The sequence below is a fragment of the Nostoc sp. genome, from assembly GCF_036917415.1.
Taxonomy (GTDB): Bacteria; Cyanobacteriota; Cyanobacteriia; order Cyanobacteriales; family Nostocaceae; genus Nostoc.
Map to the genome: position 1 here is coordinate 63,984 of NZ_JBALDJ010000096.1, position 17,720 is coordinate 81,703.

The following is a 17,720-nucleotide window of genomic DNA, read 5'->3' on the forward strand; positions in this document are numbered from 1 at the left end:
AGGCAAAGGGCTGATTGCTTTTAGCGTCTCCTCTTGGGAGAAGGCACGAGGAAAGAAGTATGAATGAAAACTTTAGTTCTGGGTCATTGCCCAGTTTAAAAAGAAGAATTGTTCTGTGGGGTATGTTACGGCTTCCGTAACGCACCGAAAATCGGAAATGGTGCGTTATGTGTTTCACGCTAATACAATCTACCCTATCTTCTAATTATTTGCGCCTAGCTATTTATTAGCAGTTTGCAATTGAGTCACAACTCGCTGGACAATTTGCCGTCTGATTTCCTGAACATTGTGACTTGCATCTATAACGCCAGCAAGTACAGCCGCAGGGGCAGTTTGGGGAGAACCACTGTTAAAGGGTGGTTGGGGATTGTATTCAATCCCTAGTTGAATTGCTTGGGCGAGCGCTTCCCCAAATAACTCAGCAGCTAGAGCCAGCCCAAAATCAATCCCAGCTGTCACACCACCGCCTGTAATTCGATTGCGATCGATGACAACTCTTTGGGCAACTGTCTTCACTCCTAACATCTCAAGTAAATCCAACGATAGCCAGTGAGTAGTGGCGCAATAGCCCTGAAGTAAACCCGCCACCGCCAGCAGCAGCGAACCAGTGCAGACAGCCGTAACATAGCGGGCTTGTTTCCCTTGGGTTTTGAGAAAGCCGAGGAACTTTTCATCTTCCATTTTGGCATTGATACCTGGGCCTCCTGGCACAAATAACACATCTAAGGCTGGGGCTTGAGCAAAGGTTGTGTCAGGTAGAAAAGTGAGGCCGCAATCGCTCCGAATTGGTTCGAGTGTTTCCGCCAGCAGATATAATTGCGCCTTTGGCAATTTAGCAAAGACTTCGTAGGGGCCCGTAAAATCTAACTGCGTTACATTTGGGAACAATACTATTCCAATGGATAGAGAAGAAATTTGTTCTGTAACAGTCATTATTGATACCCTTGTTCGCAAAAATTCCGATCAATTGCTCCTGCAACTTGCCCAATAGTATAACTCTTGAGATATAACCTACAGTAATTATATCAACAAAAAGTATAAAAAAATTTAATTATCACTAATTCTATCGACAAACCGTATATTATGGATAAAGCAAAAAAATAACCAACTTAAAAAGAGAAGTTTTGAACAAATCAAGCAATATCTTGTGATATTTGGCTAATTTTATTGTGTTTATTTTGAATATCTTCTCAAAGCTTGCTCCCTTAGAGTATTTACCAAGCTGGCAGACATTAGAAAATCAAAAGGAGTGAATGTGATCAACGCCATACGAATTAACGAAAACTTGACAACAACAGGACAAATCATACCGAAACAGCTTGAGCAAGCTATTCAAGAAGGTTTTAAGTCCGTTCTCAATTTGCGATCGCCTGATGAACTAGGATTTTCCAAAGATGAGCAAAAAGTAGCGGAAGCATTGGGGCTGTATTATCAAAATGTTCCACTCAAGGTGGATCTAAAAAATTTGAATGAAGAGGTGATTACCAAAATCCTCACGATACTTGAGCAAATCCCGAAACCAGCGGTTGTACATTGTGCCGCCGGGATGCGATCGACTGGAATTGCGCTGTTGAGTATCGCTATCCAGGAAGGATTAACACCAGAGGAAACTTTAGCAAAAGCGAGGAATCTCGGCTTTGGATTCTTTGAACACGCTGGCGTTAGTCCCCGATTGAAGCAATTATTTGTGGACTACGTTAACAAACATGCAAAAATAGCTATACCTGCTAGCTGCTCTTAAATGTTAGTGACTTCTAATTGTTATGTCTTAATAGACTAGAAGGCTGCTATACAAATCATTAAAGAACAATTCAGAAGCGAAGCCTGAGACGCTCTGCGGCTTGGAGTCAGAATCAAGACGTTCTCTACGTTCGTGCAGCGCGTAGCTTGTTTCTTTGCAGGGGTAGCGAGTCGCACAGAATTCAATTGAAGAATTCTAGCTCCTGACTCCTGAATTCTTTCTTGTTAAATTAAAAACTGCTCTTGCTGAAAGCAGACAAGAGCAGTTCTGAATAACAAAGCCCAAAATAAAAATTTAGGCATCTTCAAGTTCAAATTGAGCCACCGTAACAGCATTAAAAGCGAAAGCTAAAACTAATGGCATCGGCGACTGGAACCAAAAGGTAAAAAGAACAGCTAGGATTGTGCCAATTACTGCCGACATTGACCACAATCGTTCTTCAAAAGTCAGTCCTTTTTCGGCTTTAATCAATCTGAGAACATGAACTGGAATTGGTTCCGGCATTACCCCACCCGGAGGGAAAGCCCAGAAGTTGTTACGTCGCTCAACAAATAAATCTGTCCAGCCATTTTCTTGGCACCATGCCTCAATCCATTGAAGTGAGTAATGATTCATCATCGGGTTTCGGAGTTCGGTTTGTGGAAGTTGTGTACTTGGTGAATGTAAACTCTGGGAGATTCCTGAAGAACTAACTAATCGCTATAAAATTAACGCTAATTATCGAACTTTTAAGCTTTGTTAAGCAATTGAAACGCATATAATTACGTTCAAACCTTGCTTTCATTAATTAAAAGACTAACAGTTGATCGGGGCTGTTGAATTTAAAAGACAACAAACTTTACTTGCAAAATAGAAAGTCAAGAATTGTAAATAACTCTGTGAGTATTACTGCTCAAAAAAACTTTTTATATTTTAAAAATTTAAATCTACAAATGAAGAATTGTAAATAAGTTAACAACCATAGGCCATAGTAGACATTGCTTTATTCAGCTAAATTATTCTTTTAGAGTTAGGAATTTCAAGTTTTATCTTCATCAACAGCGATCAGATTATGCTCCCCGTCTCTATTTTGCTAAAGCTTGCTTGATGTGAGAAACAATTTATACTCAGTCATTGCGATCGCTATTTAGTAATTATTGTTCTGATATCTAATTTTAGTGCGATCGCTGATTGCCACTCTCTACTTCAAGTAGCAGGGATAATTTTGCTAATTTGCTAAAGTAAGAAGCTTATACTCTTTTTGCGTTACAAAATATTAAGCAACGGAAATACACGTTCTCCAAGTCCAGTAGCAAGGCTGCGAGTCTCAATTAGTACGAGCCAGTCTTGCTAATAATTCAAATGCGGTAATTAAATGCAGAGATTATACACTAAATTGGCTCTCGATATATTTTGGCGGCAAGCATTAGCATTTCTTCTCGGAATTATTATCTGGTGTGTGGCCGATCCAGCAGTGGCAGTAGACTGGACTCATCCACTGTCATTTAGCAATGCAGAGTTATCAAGACGTGATTTTTCTGGACAGAGTTTGCAAGCTGCGGAGTTTTCTAACGCCAATATGGAATTGGCTAACTTTACAAACGCTGACTTACGGGGAGCAGTCATGAGCGCTTCGGTGATGACAAAAGCAAATCTCCACGGAGCGGATTTAACGAATGCAATGGTCGATCAGGTAAACTTGACTAAGGCAGATTTGAGCGATGCAGTTTTCAAAGAAGCTCTTTTGCTCCGTGCCATATTTAATGATGTAAATATAGACGGTGCAGATTTTACAGATGCAATTTTGGATAGAGCGCAAATCAAAGAACTGTGCACCAAAGCCAGTGGTGTGAATTCCAAAACAGGCGTGCAAACTCGTGATTCTCTAGGATGTCAATGAAGCGTGTTGGTGTAATTGGTGGCGGACAACTTGCCTGGATGATGGCGGATGCAGCACAGAAGCTAGGAGTAGAATTAGTAGTACAAACTCCTAGCGAACACGACCCGGCCGTGTCAATCGCCAAAGAAATTGTTTTTGCGCCAGTTGATGATGCAAGTGCTACGGAAATATTAGCTCAAAAATGCGATGTCATTACCTTTGAAAACGAATTTGTGAACCTGCAAGCTTTATCTGGTTTAGCACAGCAAGGCATTTGTTTCCGTCCCAGATTAGAGGCATTAGCTCCTCTTTTAGATAAATATCATCAGCGTTGCTATTTACGCGACTTGGGATTACCAGTTCCTCAATTTTTCGCCCTTGACGAGGTGGAAAATCTTCAATCAAAAATAGAATATCTAGGTTTCCCAGCAGTCCTCAAATCCCGTCGTCACGGTTATGATGGTCAAGGTACTTTCATAATTCAGGATTTTGCTACTTTAGAAAAAAAGCTAAGTGATGAAAGCACAACAAAAACTTTAAATCAATCACTTTTCTTGTTAGAAGAATTTGTCCCATTTGAAAAAGAACTAGCATTAATTGCAGCTCGTTCTGTGGAGGGAGAAATTGTTACTTATCCAGTGGTAGAAACCCAACAAGAACAACAAGTGTGTCGGCGGGTGATTGCGCCAGCCGAAATTACGCCTAATCAAGTAGCAGAAATCCAAGCGATCGCACATACTCTATTAAATAGCCTAGAAGTAGTGGGAATTTTTGGAATTGAGCTATTTCTCAGGGCTGATGGCAAAGTGCTGGTAAATGAAATTGCGCCTCGTACTCACAATTCTGGGCATTTTTCTCTTGATGCTTGTGAAACTTCTCAGTTTGAGCAGCACCTCAGAGCTGTTTGTGGTTTACCTTTAGGGAATCCAGCTTTACAGTGCGCTGGCGCTGTAATGGTGAACCTATTGGGGTATGAAAATTCTCACAGTGACTACCAAAGCCAGCGTCAACAAATAGCAGAAATTCCCCAAACGCAGGTTCACTGGTATGGGAAGACAGAATCACGTCCTGGACGAAAGTTAGGACATATCACTGTTTTGCTAGATAATCAAAATCGAGAGATGGCGATCGCGATCGCCCAGACCATAGAATCTATTTGGTATCCCAGGTAAATAAATCGGAAAATTTCGATGTTGAACACACAACATCTTTTGAAAAGCTATAATGAGTGAGTTGCACTACGACGTTGGTGACTGCCATCAAGTTTTTTGATCTATGCCTTTAATGACAAGGGAGTCAACTGTTCTCGTGGCAGTATACCGGGCATGTACCCGGAAACTTTAAACGAGGAATTTAGGTTCCCACCTGGATAAACCCAGGTCATAAACTTAGGTAAAACGGCGTCGCGGTGAACTTAAAATTATTAGCTCCCAAAGTTCAGTTAGAATTTGGGAGCTTTAATTATTTCAATCAGTTTAAAATAAGCGAACTGACAGTAAAGATTGCCATGATTTAGGGAAATAAATACTGAGGTTTCAAGAATTAAGCCGTATGGTCAGCATTCCCGGATATCACGTTAGCAAAGAACTCTACAACGGTTCTCGAACCTTGGTTTATCGCGCTAATCGAGAAACTGACCAAAAATCTGTGGTGATTAAGCTGATGAAAACCGCTTATCCCAGCTTCAGCGAATTGGTACACTTTCGCAACCAGTTCAGCATTGCCAAAAATTTGAATCTACCTGGAATCATCCAAACTTATAGTCTGGAACCCTATCAGAATGGCTATGTGTTAGTGATAGAAGACTTTGGGGGAATTTCTCTACCAACCCCCCTGAATCCCACGCCAGATGCTTCAAGTCGGCAGAGCCGCCCAACGCACTAGCTCCCTTGATAAGGAGGGATTAAGGGGGGTAGAACTAATGCTGGTGGCTGGTTTTTTTGGTATTGGTAAAACTGCTTTAGTTAACGAGGGTCATAAACCCATTGTCCGGCAAAGGGGTTACTTCATTAAAGGCAAATTTGACCAATTTAATCGGAATATTCCCTTCTTTGCTTTTGTGCAGGCATTTCGAGACTTAATGGGACAATTACTAAGTGAAAGTGATGTCCAATTGTTGAAGAAACCCATGATGGGCGGTTGAGTTGCAACTCTGTGCTTGGCGAAGGAACAGAATTTGTCATTGAGATTCCAGTGTTTTAACTAATTTGCGATTTTCCTCTCAATGCATAACGCTTCCAATTTCTCAGTAGTGCGGAGAACAGCAATAGCACAATTCTACAAAATCTGTATAACTTGATTCTAAATGAGGTATCGTTCAGAGTTAAAATTACACAATTGCGTAAAATTGTGGTTAAAACTACAAAAAATTGTTAAAACAACTAACTAATACCGTATTTCCAGCCTCGGTCTTCCGACTAGAGAGTGGTTTAACTTTTATTCATCAAGAAATTCCCACTACTCCTGTAGTTGTGGCGGATGTTTGGGTGCGTGCTGGAGCCAGCCTAGAGCCAAAACCGTGGTTTGGCATGGCACACTTTTTAGAACACATGATTTTTAAAGGTACGGCGACGCTACCCCCTGGAATGTTCGATTCCAAAGTTGAAAACCGGGGTGGTGTGAGTAATGCGGCGACAAGCTATGATTATGCTCATTATTCACTCACCACAGCTGCCCCTTATTTAAAAGAGACTCTGCCCTACTTGGGAGAACTACTACTCAATGCGGCAATTCCAGAAGATGAATTTAGCCGCGAACGGGATGTAGTGTTAGAGGAAATTCGCTCTTGTCAAGACGATTCCGACTGGATAGGATTTCAAGCTCTAATTCAAAGCATCTATCCGCATCACCCTTACGGACGTTCGGTGCTGGGTACTGAGCAAGAACTGATGCAGCAATCGCCAGAAGCAATGCGCTGTTTTCACCGCACTCACTATCAGCCGGAAAACATGACAGTGGTAATTGCCGGAGGTATAGCCCAGCAACCAGCTTGGGAAATGGTAAATCATTCATTTACTGATTTTGCCGAACCCTCAAATTGTCCGCAGTTTGAGAAAGTGACAAAGCCAGTAATAACAGGAATTCACCGTCAAGAACTGTGTTTACCACGCATAGAGCAAGCGCGATTGTTAATGGCATGGCTAGTACCCGGAGTAGAAGATATTCGTACTGGCTATGGTTTAGATTTTTTGTCAGTGTTATTAGCAGAAGGCCGGACTTCGCGTTTAGTGCATGATTTGCGAGAAGATTTGCAATTGGTACAGGGAATTTGCAGTAGTTTTTCTCTACAACGGGAATCAAGTTTATTTACAATTACTGCCTGGTTAGAACCAGAAAACCTGGAGGAAGTTGAGTCCTTGATTTGTGCTCATTTGGATGATTTGCTGACTAGAAGAATTAGCGAACAAGAACTTGCTCGTATACGCAGACTTCTATGTAACGAGTATGCCTTTTCTACTGAAACACCAAATCAACTGACGGGGCTTTATGGATATTACAATACCATTGCCCAAGCGGAATTAGCTGTGACATATCCCCAGCAGATTCAATCTTTTGATGCCAAAGAACTGCAACAATTAGCTAAACAGTTTCTCTCGCCGGAGAATTACGCGGTTACTGTACTTAAACCCTGTTAGTCATTAGTCATTAGTCATTAGCAAATGACAAAGGACAAATGACAAAGGACAAATGACAAATGACAAAGGACAAAGGACAAATGACAAATGACAAAAGACAAATGACAACCTTGCTGCAAAAATCGCCCATCCATCGCACTGTATTGAACAATGGCCTTGTCGTGCTGGTGGCAGAAAATCCGGCTGCGGACATTATTGCAGCGCGAATCTTTGTGCGTGCTGGTAGTTGTAACGAAAACCGGGAGCAAGCAGGGTTAGCACATTTGTTATCAGCAGTGATGACAAAGGGATGCGATGGACTTTCTAGCTTGGAAATTGCTGAAATTGTCGAGTCTGTAGGGGCGAGTTTGAGTGCGGATGCTGGCACTGATTATTTTTTGCTATCTTTCAAGACGGTAACATCTGATTTTGGGGAAATTTTAACATTGGCAGGGCGGATTTTGCGATCGCCTACTTTTCCCGAAACTCAAGTGGAACTAGAACGGCGTTTAGCACTCCAAGATATTCGTTCTCAAAAAGAGCAACCGTTCAATGTCGCCTTTGAACAAATGCGGCAGGTAATGTACCAAAATCATCCCTACTCTATGTCAGTGCTGGGAGATGAAACTACCATGAGCCGCTTAATTCGTGAGGATTTAGTGGAGTATCACCAAACTTATTTCCGTCCAGACAATGTAGTAATTAGTATTGCGGGTAGAGTCACACCCACAGATGCAACAGCGTTGGTGGAAGAAGTTTTTGCTGATTGGCAAGCGCCAGGCCAGGCACTGCCAATACTAAATTTACCTGAGATTAAGGTAGAACCGCAGGTAAAGCTGAAGCCAGTACAGACACAACAATCAATCGTGATGCTTGGGTATTTGGGAACATCGGTGAGTTCAGTTGACTACGCCGCCTTGAAGTTGCTGTGTACCTACTTGGGAAATGGGCTTTCTAGTCGTTTGTTTGTCGAATTGCGGGAAAAGCGCGGTTTAGCTTACGAAGTATCCGCCTTTTACTCCACAAGGCTATTTCCAGCCTCCTTTATAGTTTATATGGGTACAGCACCAGAAAATACCAGCATTGCCCTAGAAGGACTGCGTACAGAAGTAGATTTGTTATGTACCACCGAAATATCCGAAAGCGCACTCCAAGCTGCTAAAAACAAGATCCTGGGGCAATACGCCTTGGGTAAACAAACGAACGGGCAAATTGCTCAGATATATGGTTGGTATGAAATTTTGGGCTTAGGAATTGATTTTGACACCAAGTTCCAAGAATTGATTGCGGCGGTGAGTGCCAAGGATGCGATCGCTTCAGCTTGTAAATATTTAAAAGAGCCTTACTTGTCTTTAGTTGGTCAAGAAGAAGCAATTAATCAAGCGATCGCGTAACTGAGAATGTGCCGCAGCAACGCCCGTTGGAGATATCGTAAAATCCAGCAGCTGTTTTTTCGACCAAGCGGCTGTACCATTAGCATGAGAATATTCTGGGAGTGAATTCCATGCAAAGCAGCCTGACAGCAAGTATTTTGAGTTATTTAAAATTACTAGACCCAACTGTAAATCGCTGTAAAATGGAAAAACGGCAAAAGGATTGGTGGCCAAAGAGGTCTAAATCTTTATCAGCCATTAAAATACTCTTGTTCTTGGCTACGCCTCTGCTTATTACCTCAACGACTCTAGTATCAATAGCAGCCCCACAAAAAATTGCCCAAGTAAATCCTGGAAATAGTATCAACCGCCCTAGCCTCAAAGTTGGCAGTCAAGGCGAACGTGTGGCTGAACTTCAGGCAGCTCTGAAACTTTTGGGTTTTTATTCTGGTGCAGTAGATGGTATTTATAGTGAGAATACAGCTAGTGCTGTTTCCCGGTTTAAACAAGCAGCTGGCTTGAATCCAGATGGCGTTGTTGATGCCAGCACTTGGCAACGACTTTTTCCCAATCAACCAGTAGCAGCATCAACCGTCCCTTCATCCCAGCCAAGATTTAACTCAGCTACAAATTTTCCTGTTCCAACCCAAGCTAGTAACCTCACCAACGTTGCAAATCCCAATCCCAACCCTCCCAGACAAGCTGTAACCCAAGTTCCGACTAGACCTGAACCAAAACCTACTACCCCAAAAAAAGCTGTAACCCAAGTTACGGGCAACCCTGAGCCAAGACCTGCAACTCCCAGAAAAACTACAACTTCTAGCACAAAGAAAACGCCGAAGCGTACTACATCAACTACTCGAACTCAGTCAAACACAACTACTAAACGAACTCCTGGTATTCAATACACCTCAGAAGGATTGCCAATTTTGCGTATAGGATTACATGGTTCTGAAGTTGTTAAGTTGCAACAACAACTGAAAAAGCTTGGTTTCTTGAAAGGTGATGCCGATGGAGACTTTGGCGAGACAACCGAAGCAGCGGTGAAAGCTGCACAAAAGCGCTATGGTTTAGAAGCTGACGGCGTAGTTGGTGGCTCTACCTGGGAGGTTCTTTTGCGGCGTTAACCGTATCCCTAATCTTCAAGCTTGGTAATGTAGCGTCTCACCCGTCCGTAACCAGAGGTGCAGACAACATTTCGACGTGAGCGCTCAGTCGAATGCTGTCAACCGAACAAAACTAGATACTTTATTTCTTGGAAATCCCTAATGAATGAGGTTTCTCTAAGTCGAGAAACCTTTGTAGGGCTTTTGCACTCCACACTGTTTTTTATGAATTTAATGCGGTACATCCTGCAATACGATAAAGATATACCGATTAGAAGTATCTCTCTTAGCAGCACTGAATAATTACATTGATTTTAGGCTGACGAAAGATGATGGCAACTTTAGGAGTCAAGCACAACAATACCTAATCGTGTTACAGATCACAACTGGCAATAGTGAAATTAATTAAACTGACTGCTAAATCCTCTAAAAAAACTTATGCAACACTTTTTATTAACTTGGCTCGGTACTGCGGTGGCGTTATTTATTACTGCTAATATAGTTCCGGGATTCTTTATCAAGAATTTTCTGACTGCCTTAATTGCTGCCCTTGTTATTGGTCTGGTTAATGCATTTATTAGACCAATTTTGCAGATTTTGACGTTTCCAATTACCTTACTCACCTTTGGTTTATTTACATTGGTGATTAACGCCTTAGCCCTTTGGCTGGCAAGTGTCCTAACTCCTGGTTCTGGTTTTGAGATTCAGGGCTTTTTACCTGCCTTGTTAGGTTCAATTGTGCTAGCAATTGTTTCTAGCATAATTAACTATTTTTTGAGAGTTGTTGACTAGAAAAATTAGAGAACTTTTGTAATACTAATATTTAAAGCTTGGGCAACAGCAAGAGTTACCGCTCCTGATTGCCCTTGTATCTGGAAAATTTGTTTAGGAACTAAGAACTTCACCCGCAATTCTTCTATGTTTGTAAACGGAAAAACAGTCAACGATGTGAGTTGAGAGGCTGCAAGCATAGCAGCTGCCTCCGCTACGCTAGGTGTACCTACTTTATCGTCGGTAATTGTGGCAGGGTTGGGGACACAGACAGAACTAAGGATTTCCGCAGAAAAGGTTTTTAGGGGCAAATTGCGGAGGCGACAAAGTTTGATTAAGCCTACTTCCGAGGCTTTAGTGTCAATGGTAGCAATACCTGCGATCGCACTTGGAAAAAGTTGATTTTCTCGAAAGACTTTCTCAATTGCCCAATCAATCAGCTGCCATGATGTTCCCCGTTTACAACCAATTCCTACCCATAAAACCTGTTGTAATTTGTGTATTTTCTTACTCAGTTCGTCAGAGTATGACATGATTGGGTTTACTCCAACAGCCAACCAAATAAATCTCCCACCGTTAGCCTCAACTCACTTGCAAAATCTGGCACAGGGAGTAAAGCTTCTAGTTCATCCAACATGATTGGTTGTTGATTACGGATGTACACAAATACCGTTTGTTCTTCTGGATCGATCAACCAACCCATTTGTGTTTCATAATTCAAGCAATGTAAAATATTTTTTGTAACTTTTGTTTGTCTTTGGTCAGGCGATAGAATCTCAATAGTCCAATCAGGAGCTGCTTGGAATACGTTGGCAACTTCACCATTTTCATCACGGGGAATTCTTTGCCAAGTAAACACAGAAATATCTGGCACTATTGACCTTCCACCAAAAGTACACCGCAGCTCTGGAAAAGCACGAGCAATTCGCTTGGGCTTGACTGTTAAGTTGACAGTGCTAACCATTTCACCTTGAATTATACTGTGCTTTCCCTGTGGCATAGGTTTTTGAATAATTTGACCATCGATATATTCACTAGCGGGCTTTGTTTCTGGTAACATTAGAAACTCTGCCAAAGTTATGTTTTTTGATGGTGTCCGTACCATAAGCGATCGCCTCCAAATCCAGCAAATTTTCTTAACAACCCGCAAAGGACACAAAGAAAAAATCAACTTTACTTAACTCTTCCTTTGCTTACCTATGCGTTAAAAAAATATTACATCCTCTCCAATACCTGAATTCCCAACAAAGATAATCCCAGTTTCAGAGTTCTAGCAGTCAAATCACATAAAACTAAACGGGATGTGCGCTGCGGTTCCTCCGCTTGTAGTATGGAACAGCGATCGTAGAATTGGTTAAACTTCTGACTTAGTTCAAACAAATACTCACATAAACGATTGGGCAGCAAATCTTGCTCTACACTACTAATAACTTCATCCAGTTGAAGTAAATATTTTGCTAGCGCTAATTCTGTTTCATGCTGCAACAAAACGGCATTATTTCCCAACTCTTTAAAGTTAATATTACCCTTGCGGCTAATCCCATGAATCCGCGCATAAACATATAGCATATAAGGTGCAGTATTCCCTTTAAGATCCAGCATTTTGTCGTAGCTGAAGATGTAGTTACTGGTGCGATTTTGGCTTAAGTCTGCATACTTAACTGCGCTGATTCCAACTACCCTAGCAACTTCATTAATAAATTCTTCAGTTTCTTGACGTTCTTCTTTTTGTAATCTAGTTTTTAGGTCAGCATGGGCACGAGAAACAGCTTCATCTAATAAATCCCGTAACCGCACAGTATCCCCAGAACGAGTTTTGAATTTCTTCCCGTCTTCTCCTAACACTAACCCAAAGGGAACATGGACTAATTCCACATCATCGGGAATCCATCCAGCTTTGCGTGCTACCTGAAAAAATTGAACAAAGTGGTTTGCTTGTCCAGCATCTGTTACATAAATTATCCGTTTTGCTTCATCCTGCTGAATTCGGTAACGGAGAGATGCTAAATCTGTTGTGGCGTAGTTATAGCCGCCATCTGATTTCTGTACAATTAAGGGTAAAGGTTCACCCTCTCTATTTGTAAAGCCTTCCAAGAAAACACATTTTGCCCCTTGGTTTTCTACCAGTAATCCAGATTTTTCTAAATCTTCCACAACTCCTGGTAGTAAAGGATTGTAGAAAGATTCTCCGCGTTCAGTTAACTTGATATCCAGCAACTCATAAATTATTTGAAACTCGGAGCGCGATTGTTCGCACAATAATTTCCAAGCATGAAGTGTATCTTCTGCACCTGCTTGTAATCTGACGACTTCTTGGCGTGCTGTTTCTTGAAAAGCTTCATCTGTATCAAACCGCAATTTGGCTTTGCGATAAAAAGAGACTAAATCACCAATATCTAAAGCATTAGCGGTGGTAAGCGCGTCTGGGTAAACTTCCCGCAGATAGGCGATTAACATTCCAAACTGCGTACCCCAATCACCGACATGATTTAACCGCAGTACATCGTGTCCAAGAAATTCTAAAATCCGGGCGATGGAATCACCAATAATCGTTGAACGCAAGTGTCCGACGTGCATTTCTTTGGCAATATTCGGACTGGAAAAATCCACAATTTCCCGCTTTGGCGTTTTCGCGGCTGGAACTCCCAGTCTAAGATCGGCTTGAATTGCGTTTAGTTGTGCTTCTAAATATGCTGTTTTCAGTTTGAGATTGATAAATCCTGGCCCAGCGATTTCCGGCGGTTCGCAGATTTCGGATACATCTAGTTTCTCAACGATCGCACCTGCGATCGCTCTTGGTTGCTTTCCTAACCTTTTACTCAGGGATAAAGCCACATTCACCTGATAATCGCCAAATTTAGGATTGCTAGCAGGAACCAAAATTGGATCTACTCCAGCGAAGTCAGCGCCAAAAGCCGCGATTAAAGCCTGCTCTACCTGAGCTTTTAGTTTTTCTTGTGTAGCGTTCATATATAGATTTTATCTGTGAAAGGGGGAATGTAGCTCTGGAAAAGCTTGATTATTTTAACCTTAAAAGATATTCATCAAGTCTAAGCAAAGACTGTCATTTTAAGGTACAACCCCCTTAAATTGTCTCCCATCCTTGGCATAACTTCTAGATTCTGACGATACAAAGTCGATTTTGACAGACTACTAGTTAATCAAGCCAATGAAAGCGTAATACGTAGTAAGCACTTGAGTGCTTAAAACAAAGACTAAATTTATTTCCCCAAGTTTCTTTGATTTGATAGATTACTACGTTTCCCAACGTAAGTACGGAGATCAACTCTGTTTGTATAGCAGCGTATTAACTAAGCCTTGGCTCAGTTGATACGGATGACGGCGCACTATTACTTATCTACCTCATTTAAATAAAAGTTTTTATAGATTAAGCTTTTAGCTTTTTTCTAGAAAAATTGCATATCTTATTTTCATAAAAAGTTTAAACTCTTCATTAAGTTTTCATCGTATATCAGGTTAATTACTAAGTGCTAATAACAGGTTAATATCTGCTAAAAAATAATCTTTTTTCAGTAAAAATACTTGAAATGAAGAGCTATTTGAATATATTATTAAAAGTAAATCAACAGATTGACTTCGCAGAAGTGTAGCTGTTAGAAGTAAGAGACGACTGAAGAGAGACAGCTGCTCAAAAAGCATTATCTAAATTGTTTTTCCTACTTAATGGCTCATAAAATGAAACCTAATTTATTCACAGCATTGATTGCCGCTACAGCTACATTAACCGGGTTAGTTTCCAAAGTAGAAACTGCATCTGCTGCTGATTTTAATTGGAATAGCTCTTGGACTCAACCAACTGTATATAATAAATCTCAAACTGGTTTTAACGACACTCCTTTCCAACAATTTGTCCAAGCAGAAAGTGTTGCCCTTCCAAACAGCGGACAATTTAAATTAGACCCTAGTAAATTAAACCTAAAATATGACCACGATGTTTCTGTTTACTTTATTAATGAGGGTGCAGGTTATAGAAACCAGTTAGCCTTTGAAGCTACAGGAACTACTAATAAGTCTGGACTACTTTTTAATGATATTTCTTGTGAAGGAAATGGATGTATTCTTGGCGGGGGTGGTAATGCACTAAAACTAGGTGATGGGGTCAAAGTTGGTAATGTTACCGCAGGTACTCAACTAGACTTATGGTTGAGAGCCGATGGTTTAAACCGTGGCAACTCTGCCAATATCTTTGGTACTGATACTGCCTCTAACGCTGACGGATTACAGCACGCAGTTGCTTATGCTTACAACAATTACATCCTCCTGGCATTCGAGGATTTATACGGAGATTTACACGCTTCAGGGGTAGATTCTGCAACTGGTAAGTGGAACGAAGGTTCCGATCGCGACTTTAATGATGTTGTCGTCGTTCTTGATGTCGGTGAGGCTAATGTTAAAGCTTTAATTGGTGCTACCGTTCCTGAACCATCTGTTACTCTATCAATGTTTGCGGTGGGAGCAGTTAGTATGTTTGGATTGCGCCGCCGCCGTCAAAGTCGCATTTCTCACTAAACTTGGAAACGGTGCTTAATATAGGGTACGTTTAGTTCCATTGAAAAATAACAAGCGATCGCATTTTCACCCGTATAAATGTACGGGTGATTTTACGTTTGTAGTGGCATTTATATTTTATCTATTGCGATCGCGTTCTAAATCATCAATCACTTTTTGCAAATACCACTCGTCTGACATCCCAGGATGGTAATCCCGCTTTTGCTGAATCAATCGTTCGGCAATTTCCCAGTATCCCCCAACCATTCGTAAAAGTCGCTGACGTAGCAGGTGATATTTTTGCTTTTTTGACTCTGGATTAAATTTCTGGATTTTTTCTAGGCTATTTAAGACTTGTTGATAATTTTCCCAGTCTTCTTGTTCGCAAAAGATACTCGCCGCCCGTTGATAATCTTCCACGGCGTTATGTATTTCTTCTAAGCAAGTATAGGCAATGCCGCGATTGTAGTAAGCTTGAGCATCATCAGAATTAATTTGCAGCGCTTGCGTGTAATCTTGAATTGCACCAAGATAATTGCCCATTGTCCGATAGACATTACCTCTGGCAATATAAACTAAGACATCTTCGGGTTGCATCTGGAGTGCTTGGTTAAGATCGGCAATCGCCCCTTGATGATCTCCTAAGATAGAACGTGCTCTACCTCGGTTGCGATAGACAATGGCATCTTGAAAATTTAGTCGTAATGCTTGATTAAAATCTGCGATCGCTTCTCGATAATTCCCGATTTTACAACGCACAACCCCACGACAGCAGTAAGCTTGGGCATCTTGCGGATCGGCTTTTAATACCCAGTTTAAATCGGCGAGTGCCTCTTGGGTATCTCCTTTTTCAGCCTTTTCTAATAATTGCGTGAAATAATCATTGGTGGATAAAATTGGCGCATTGGTGGAACGCAATTCCTGAAGCGCAGGTAATTCTTTAGGTTGTAGCTGTTTAATTCGTTCTAGACAAAGACGACAATTCTCTTTGTCTTGTTGCTCTAGATATAACCCAGCAGCTTTTTTAAAGTTAGCGATCGCATCTTGAATATAACCCTGTTTGCGCCGCACCATTCCCCGCAGATTATAAGCAGCAGGATAATTGAGATTGAGACGAATCGCACGTTCAACATCTTCTAGCGCCCCCGGTAAATTTTTCAGCGCTACCCTAGCCAATCCCCGACAATAATATGCCTCTACACTCTCAGGATTCAGTTTCAATGCTTCGGTATAATCTGAAACAGCTTTCAGAATTGCGCCTGAGTCATAATGTGCTAAACCCCGTTGCAAATAAGCTTCGCTAAAGTAAGGTGTCAGTTGTAAAGCATGGTTAAATTCCTCAATTGCTCCCGCGTAATCTTTTCGCCTAGCCTTTTCCAATCCTCTATTGTAGAATTCGTCATTCATGACATTTGTTTGGTTGATTCAGTTAATTGAATTCCAGCAGGCTTGTTTCATAGCCTAATCTATGCACTCATCTTCATATTTTAAGTATATTTCATAGTTTTTGTGAAATAAAACCAACACACTACCCTAACTTTTGATAAATGAAATATTGTACACATCTAGATTTTGGAGTTCAGTGTAGTGAAAATATCACTAATCAAATTTATTATTACATTCAGCAGTTTTTGGCTATGTATTTTATACAGTTACGATTCCAGTTGATATAACTATAGAAAAATTATAGCTTTATGTAATTGAAATGGAAACTTTAGCCATCAATTTTAATAAACTATTATCAGATTTATTCTGTATAATTATCAATAAAAAATTGGAGAATGATTATATTCCATTCCCCATTTTTCGTAGATTGTCAAATATTTGTGGTTAACTAGAATTCAGAATTTAAGAGTCAGAATATTTCAAGAATCAGCAGGAAATTTTTGGAATCAATATACTAAGTAATACTGGATTTATTCTGACTTCTGCTTTCTGGGTGCTGAATTTTTACACTAACATTCTTCTGAAAGCAAGCTGGGAGAAGTCAGAACAAAAACATCCCAATTTCCTTGAGCCTCAGTTTGTGGTTTTATAGGATTGGCGTAGTGGAAAAACTCATGGTCGTTAATCAATAGGAGTTCTCCCGGATTTAGAACTTTGCTAAACACAGGCTTTTCTTTTTTGGCAGTATACAAATGTGTTTCTCCACCTTGAATATTATCTCTATTTACTGAAAATATGCCAATAAAATCAGTGCCATCTTGATGGATACCTTCAGGTGCTGGATTACCAAAATTCTTTGGAAAACAACTAATTCTAATTTGATGAACTCCGATTTCAGCTTCAGGATGAAGTTTACAAGAATCACTAAATGCCAAAACAAGATTTTTGAAAATATCAAGTTCTATGAGTGCATCATCTAATTCTGCAAACTCTCTTTTTATGTCACCCGCTAATCGATTATACTCTTTACTTTGAAAGAAGACGCCATGAGGTAATTTGATTAACTGATTTCCAGAAACTGTAAACCGAGATAATCTTCTAGAACGATAATTGCCTTTGATATAAGGGTCAAGAGGCATATTATTAAAAAATGGTTTGAAACCTTCTAGACCGATGGAATTTACCTTTCTGAGAGTAAATAGAAAAGCATATTCTAATTCCGTTGCTGTCCACACTTTTTGCATAGGATTTACCTCCTTGCACGTTGAGATTCTCCCGATTTTTTTTATGGGAGGCTTGTAATATTTATTGTATGCTACTTTTTGTTACTATGTTGTCAATTTAACTACAAAAAATGACAAT

At 40.6% G+C, this 17,720-nt stretch carries 16 protein-coding genes, 1 other RNA gene and 1 pseudogene; 10 read left to right on the forward strand and 8 right to left on the reverse strand.

What is annotated here, in order from left to right; all coding sequences use genetic code 11:
* Positions 1-219 precede the first annotated feature (219 nt).
* A complete protein-coding gene (locus V7K41_RS21265; RefSeq protein WP_334851379.1) occupies positions 220-933 on the reverse strand; it encodes a DJ-1/PfpI family protein in 714 nt (237 codons plus the stop codon).
* 322 nt (positions 934-1,255) lie between these two features.
* On the opposite strand from V7K41_RS21265, the gene V7K41_RS21270 reads away from it, so the two are divergent.
* Positions 1,256-1,741, forward strand: coding sequence for a protein tyrosine phosphatase family protein (locus V7K41_RS21270; RefSeq protein WP_334851381.1), 486 nt, complete (start codon positions 1,256-1,258; stop codon positions 1,739-1,741).
* Positions 1,742-2,035: 294 nt separating this feature from the next.
* On the opposite strand, the gene V7K41_RS21275 is transcribed toward V7K41_RS21270, so the two are convergent.
* Positions 2,036-2,359, reverse strand: coding sequence for a hypothetical protein (locus V7K41_RS21275; RefSeq protein WP_180277395.1), 324 nt, complete (start codon positions 2,357-2,359; stop codon positions 2,036-2,038).
* A 736-nt stretch (positions 2,360-3,095) separates the two neighbouring features.
* Between V7K41_RS21275 and V7K41_RS21280 the strand changes: the two genes are divergently transcribed.
* From V7K41_RS21280 to V7K41_RS21305, 6 genes and pseudogenes are all read left to right on the forward strand, one after another.
* A complete protein-coding gene (locus V7K41_RS21280) occupies positions 3,096-3,620 on the forward strand; it encodes a pentapeptide repeat-containing protein (protein ID WP_334851383.1) in 525 nt (174 codons plus the stop codon).
* The gene (locus tag V7K41_RS21285) at positions 3,617-4,771 is read left to right on the forward strand and encodes a 5-(carboxyamino)imidazole ribonucleotide synthase (protein ID WP_334851520.1); all 1,155 of its coding nucleotides are present in this window, start codon (positions 3,617-3,619) and stop codon (positions 4,769-4,771) included. Before V7K41_RS21280 ends, V7K41_RS21285 begins: the two co-directional genes overlap by 4 nt.
* A 60-nt stretch (positions 4,772-4,831) precedes the next feature.
* Positions 4,832-5,015: non-coding RNA, 6S RNA (gene ssrS, locus V7K41_RS21290), on the forward strand.
* Between the two features lie 135 nt (positions 5,016-5,150).
* Positions 5,151-5,715, forward strand: a pseudogene (locus tag V7K41_RS21295) (AAA family ATPase); the annotation flags it as partial.
* Positions 5,716-5,968: 253 nt separating this feature from the next.
* Positions 5,969-7,234: a M16 family metallopeptidase gene (locus V7K41_RS21300; RefSeq protein WP_334851385.1), complete on the forward strand. Its 1,266-nt coding sequence runs from the start codon at positions 5,969-5,971 to the stop codon at positions 7,232-7,234.
* Between the two features lie 101 nt (positions 7,235-7,335).
* The gene (locus V7K41_RS21305) at positions 7,336-8,607 is read left to right on the forward strand and encodes a M16 family metallopeptidase (protein ID WP_334851522.1); all 1,272 of its coding nucleotides are present in this window, start codon (positions 7,336-7,338) and stop codon (positions 8,605-8,607) included.
* Here V7K41_RS21305 and V7K41_RS21310 read toward each other — a convergent pair.
* Complete coding sequence (locus V7K41_RS21310; protein ID WP_334851387.1) at positions 8,566-8,820, reverse strand: hypothetical protein; 255 nt, start codon at positions 8,818-8,820, stop codon at positions 8,566-8,568. The two genes, V7K41_RS21305 and V7K41_RS21310, sit on opposite strands and share 42 nt — an antisense overlap.
* Between V7K41_RS21310 and V7K41_RS21315 the strand changes: the two genes are divergently transcribed.
* Both V7K41_RS21315 and V7K41_RS21320 read left to right on the forward strand, forming a co-directional pair.
* On the forward strand, positions 8,718-9,713 hold the full coding sequence (locus tag V7K41_RS21315; protein WP_442943241.1) for a peptidoglycan-binding domain-containing protein: 996 nt from the start codon (positions 8,718-8,720) through the stop codon (positions 9,711-9,713). The two genes, V7K41_RS21310 and V7K41_RS21315, sit on opposite strands and share 103 nt — an antisense overlap.
* 417 nt (positions 9,714-10,130) lie before the next feature.
* Positions 10,131-10,484 carry a phage holin family protein gene (locus V7K41_RS21320; protein ID WP_292869094.1) on the forward strand — a complete coding sequence of 118 codons (354 nt, stop codon included), beginning with the start codon at positions 10,131-10,133 and terminating at the stop codon, positions 10,482-10,484.
* A gap of 5 nt (positions 10,485-10,489) precedes the next feature.
* Here the strand turns inward: V7K41_RS21320 and V7K41_RS21325 are convergent, their stop codons facing one another.
* The 3 genes from V7K41_RS21325 to argS form a co-directional block, all read right to left on the reverse strand.
* The gene (locus V7K41_RS21325; protein ID WP_334851391.1) at positions 10,490-10,996 is read right to left on the reverse strand and encodes a cobalamin biosynthesis protein; all 507 of its coding nucleotides are present in this window, start codon (positions 10,994-10,996) and stop codon (positions 10,490-10,492) included.
* An 8-nt stretch (positions 10,997-11,004) separates the two neighbouring features.
* Positions 11,005-11,568 carry a Uma2 family endonuclease gene (locus V7K41_RS21330; RefSeq protein WP_334851393.1) on the reverse strand — a complete coding sequence of 188 codons (564 nt, stop codon included), beginning with the start codon at positions 11,566-11,568 and terminating at the stop codon, positions 11,005-11,007.
* Positions 11,569-11,678: 110 nt separating this feature from the next.
* Positions 11,679-13,433 (reverse strand): arginine--tRNA ligase, encoded by a 1,755-nt coding sequence (argS, locus tag V7K41_RS21335; RefSeq protein WP_334851395.1) that lies wholly within the window; start codon positions 13,431-13,433, stop codon positions 11,679-11,681.
* A gap of 726 nt (positions 13,434-14,159) precedes the next feature.
* On the opposite strand from argS, the gene V7K41_RS21340 reads away from it, so the two are divergent.
* Entirely contained in the window at positions 14,160-14,993 is an 834-nt protein-coding gene (locus tag V7K41_RS21340) for a DUF4114 domain-containing protein (RefSeq protein WP_334851397.1), read from the forward strand.
* Positions 14,994-15,110: 117 nt separating this feature from the next.
* Here the strand turns inward: V7K41_RS21340 and V7K41_RS21345 are convergent, their stop codons facing one another.
* The gene (locus V7K41_RS21345; RefSeq protein ID WP_334851399.1) at positions 15,111-16,379 is read right to left on the reverse strand and encodes a tetratricopeptide repeat protein; all 1,269 of its coding nucleotides are present in this window, start codon (positions 16,377-16,379) and stop codon (positions 15,111-15,113) included.
* Positions 16,380-16,927: 548 nt separating this feature from the next.
* A complete protein-coding gene (locus V7K41_RS21350) occupies positions 16,928-17,602 on the reverse strand; it encodes a 2OG-Fe dioxygenase family protein (RefSeq protein ID WP_334851401.1) in 675 nt (224 codons plus the stop codon).
* Positions 17,603-17,720 lie beyond the last annotated feature (118 nt).

What these genes read in the sequence shown, in the direction of transcription:
- V7K41_RS21265 (WP_334851379.1), bottom strand. Translation starts at nt 933, where the DNA reads ATGACTGTTACAGAACAAATTTCTTCTCTATCCATTGGAATAGTATTG.
- V7K41_RS21315 (WP_442943241.1), top strand. Translation starts at nt 8,718, where the DNA reads ATGCAAAGCAGCCTGACAGCAAGTATTTTGAGTTATTTAAAATTACTA.
- V7K41_RS21305 (WP_334851522.1), top strand. Translation starts at nt 7,336, where the DNA reads ATGACAACCTTGCTGCAAAAATCGCCCATCCATCGCACTGTATTGAAC.
- V7K41_RS21285 (WP_334851520.1), top strand. Translation starts at nt 3,617, where the DNA reads ATGAAGCGTGTTGGTGTAATTGGTGGCGGACAACTTGCCTGGATGATG.
- argS (WP_334851395.1), bottom strand. Translation starts at nt 13,433, where the DNA reads ATGAACGCTACACAAGAAAAACTAAAAGCTCAGGTAGAGCAGGCTTTA.
- V7K41_RS21280 (WP_334851383.1), top strand. Translation starts at nt 3,096, where the DNA reads ATGCAGAGATTATACACTAAATTGGCTCTCGATATATTTTGGCGGCAA.
- V7K41_RS21345 (WP_334851399.1), bottom strand. Translation starts at nt 16,379, where the DNA reads ATGAATGACGAATTCTACAATAGAGGATTGGAAAAGGCTAGGCGAAAA.
- V7K41_RS21330 (WP_334851393.1), bottom strand. Translation starts at nt 11,568, where the DNA reads ATGGTACGGACACCATCAAAAAACATAACTTTGGCAGAGTTTCTAATG.
- V7K41_RS21320 (WP_292869094.1), top strand. Translation starts at nt 10,131, where the DNA reads ATGCAACACTTTTTATTAACTTGGCTCGGTACTGCGGTGGCGTTATTT.
- V7K41_RS21350 (WP_334851401.1), bottom strand. Translation starts at nt 17,602, where the DNA reads ATGCAAAAAGTGTGGACAGCAACGGAATTAGAATATGCTTTTCTATTT.
- V7K41_RS21325 (WP_334851391.1), bottom strand. Translation starts at nt 10,996, where the DNA reads ATGTCATACTCTGACGAACTGAGTAAGAAAATACACAAATTACAACAG.
- V7K41_RS21275 (WP_180277395.1), bottom strand. Translation starts at nt 2,359, where the DNA reads ATGATGAATCATTACTCACTTCAATGGATTGAGGCATGGTGCCAAGAA.
- V7K41_RS21340 (WP_334851397.1), top strand. Translation starts at nt 14,160, where the DNA reads ATGAAACCTAATTTATTCACAGCATTGATTGCCGCTACAGCTACATTA.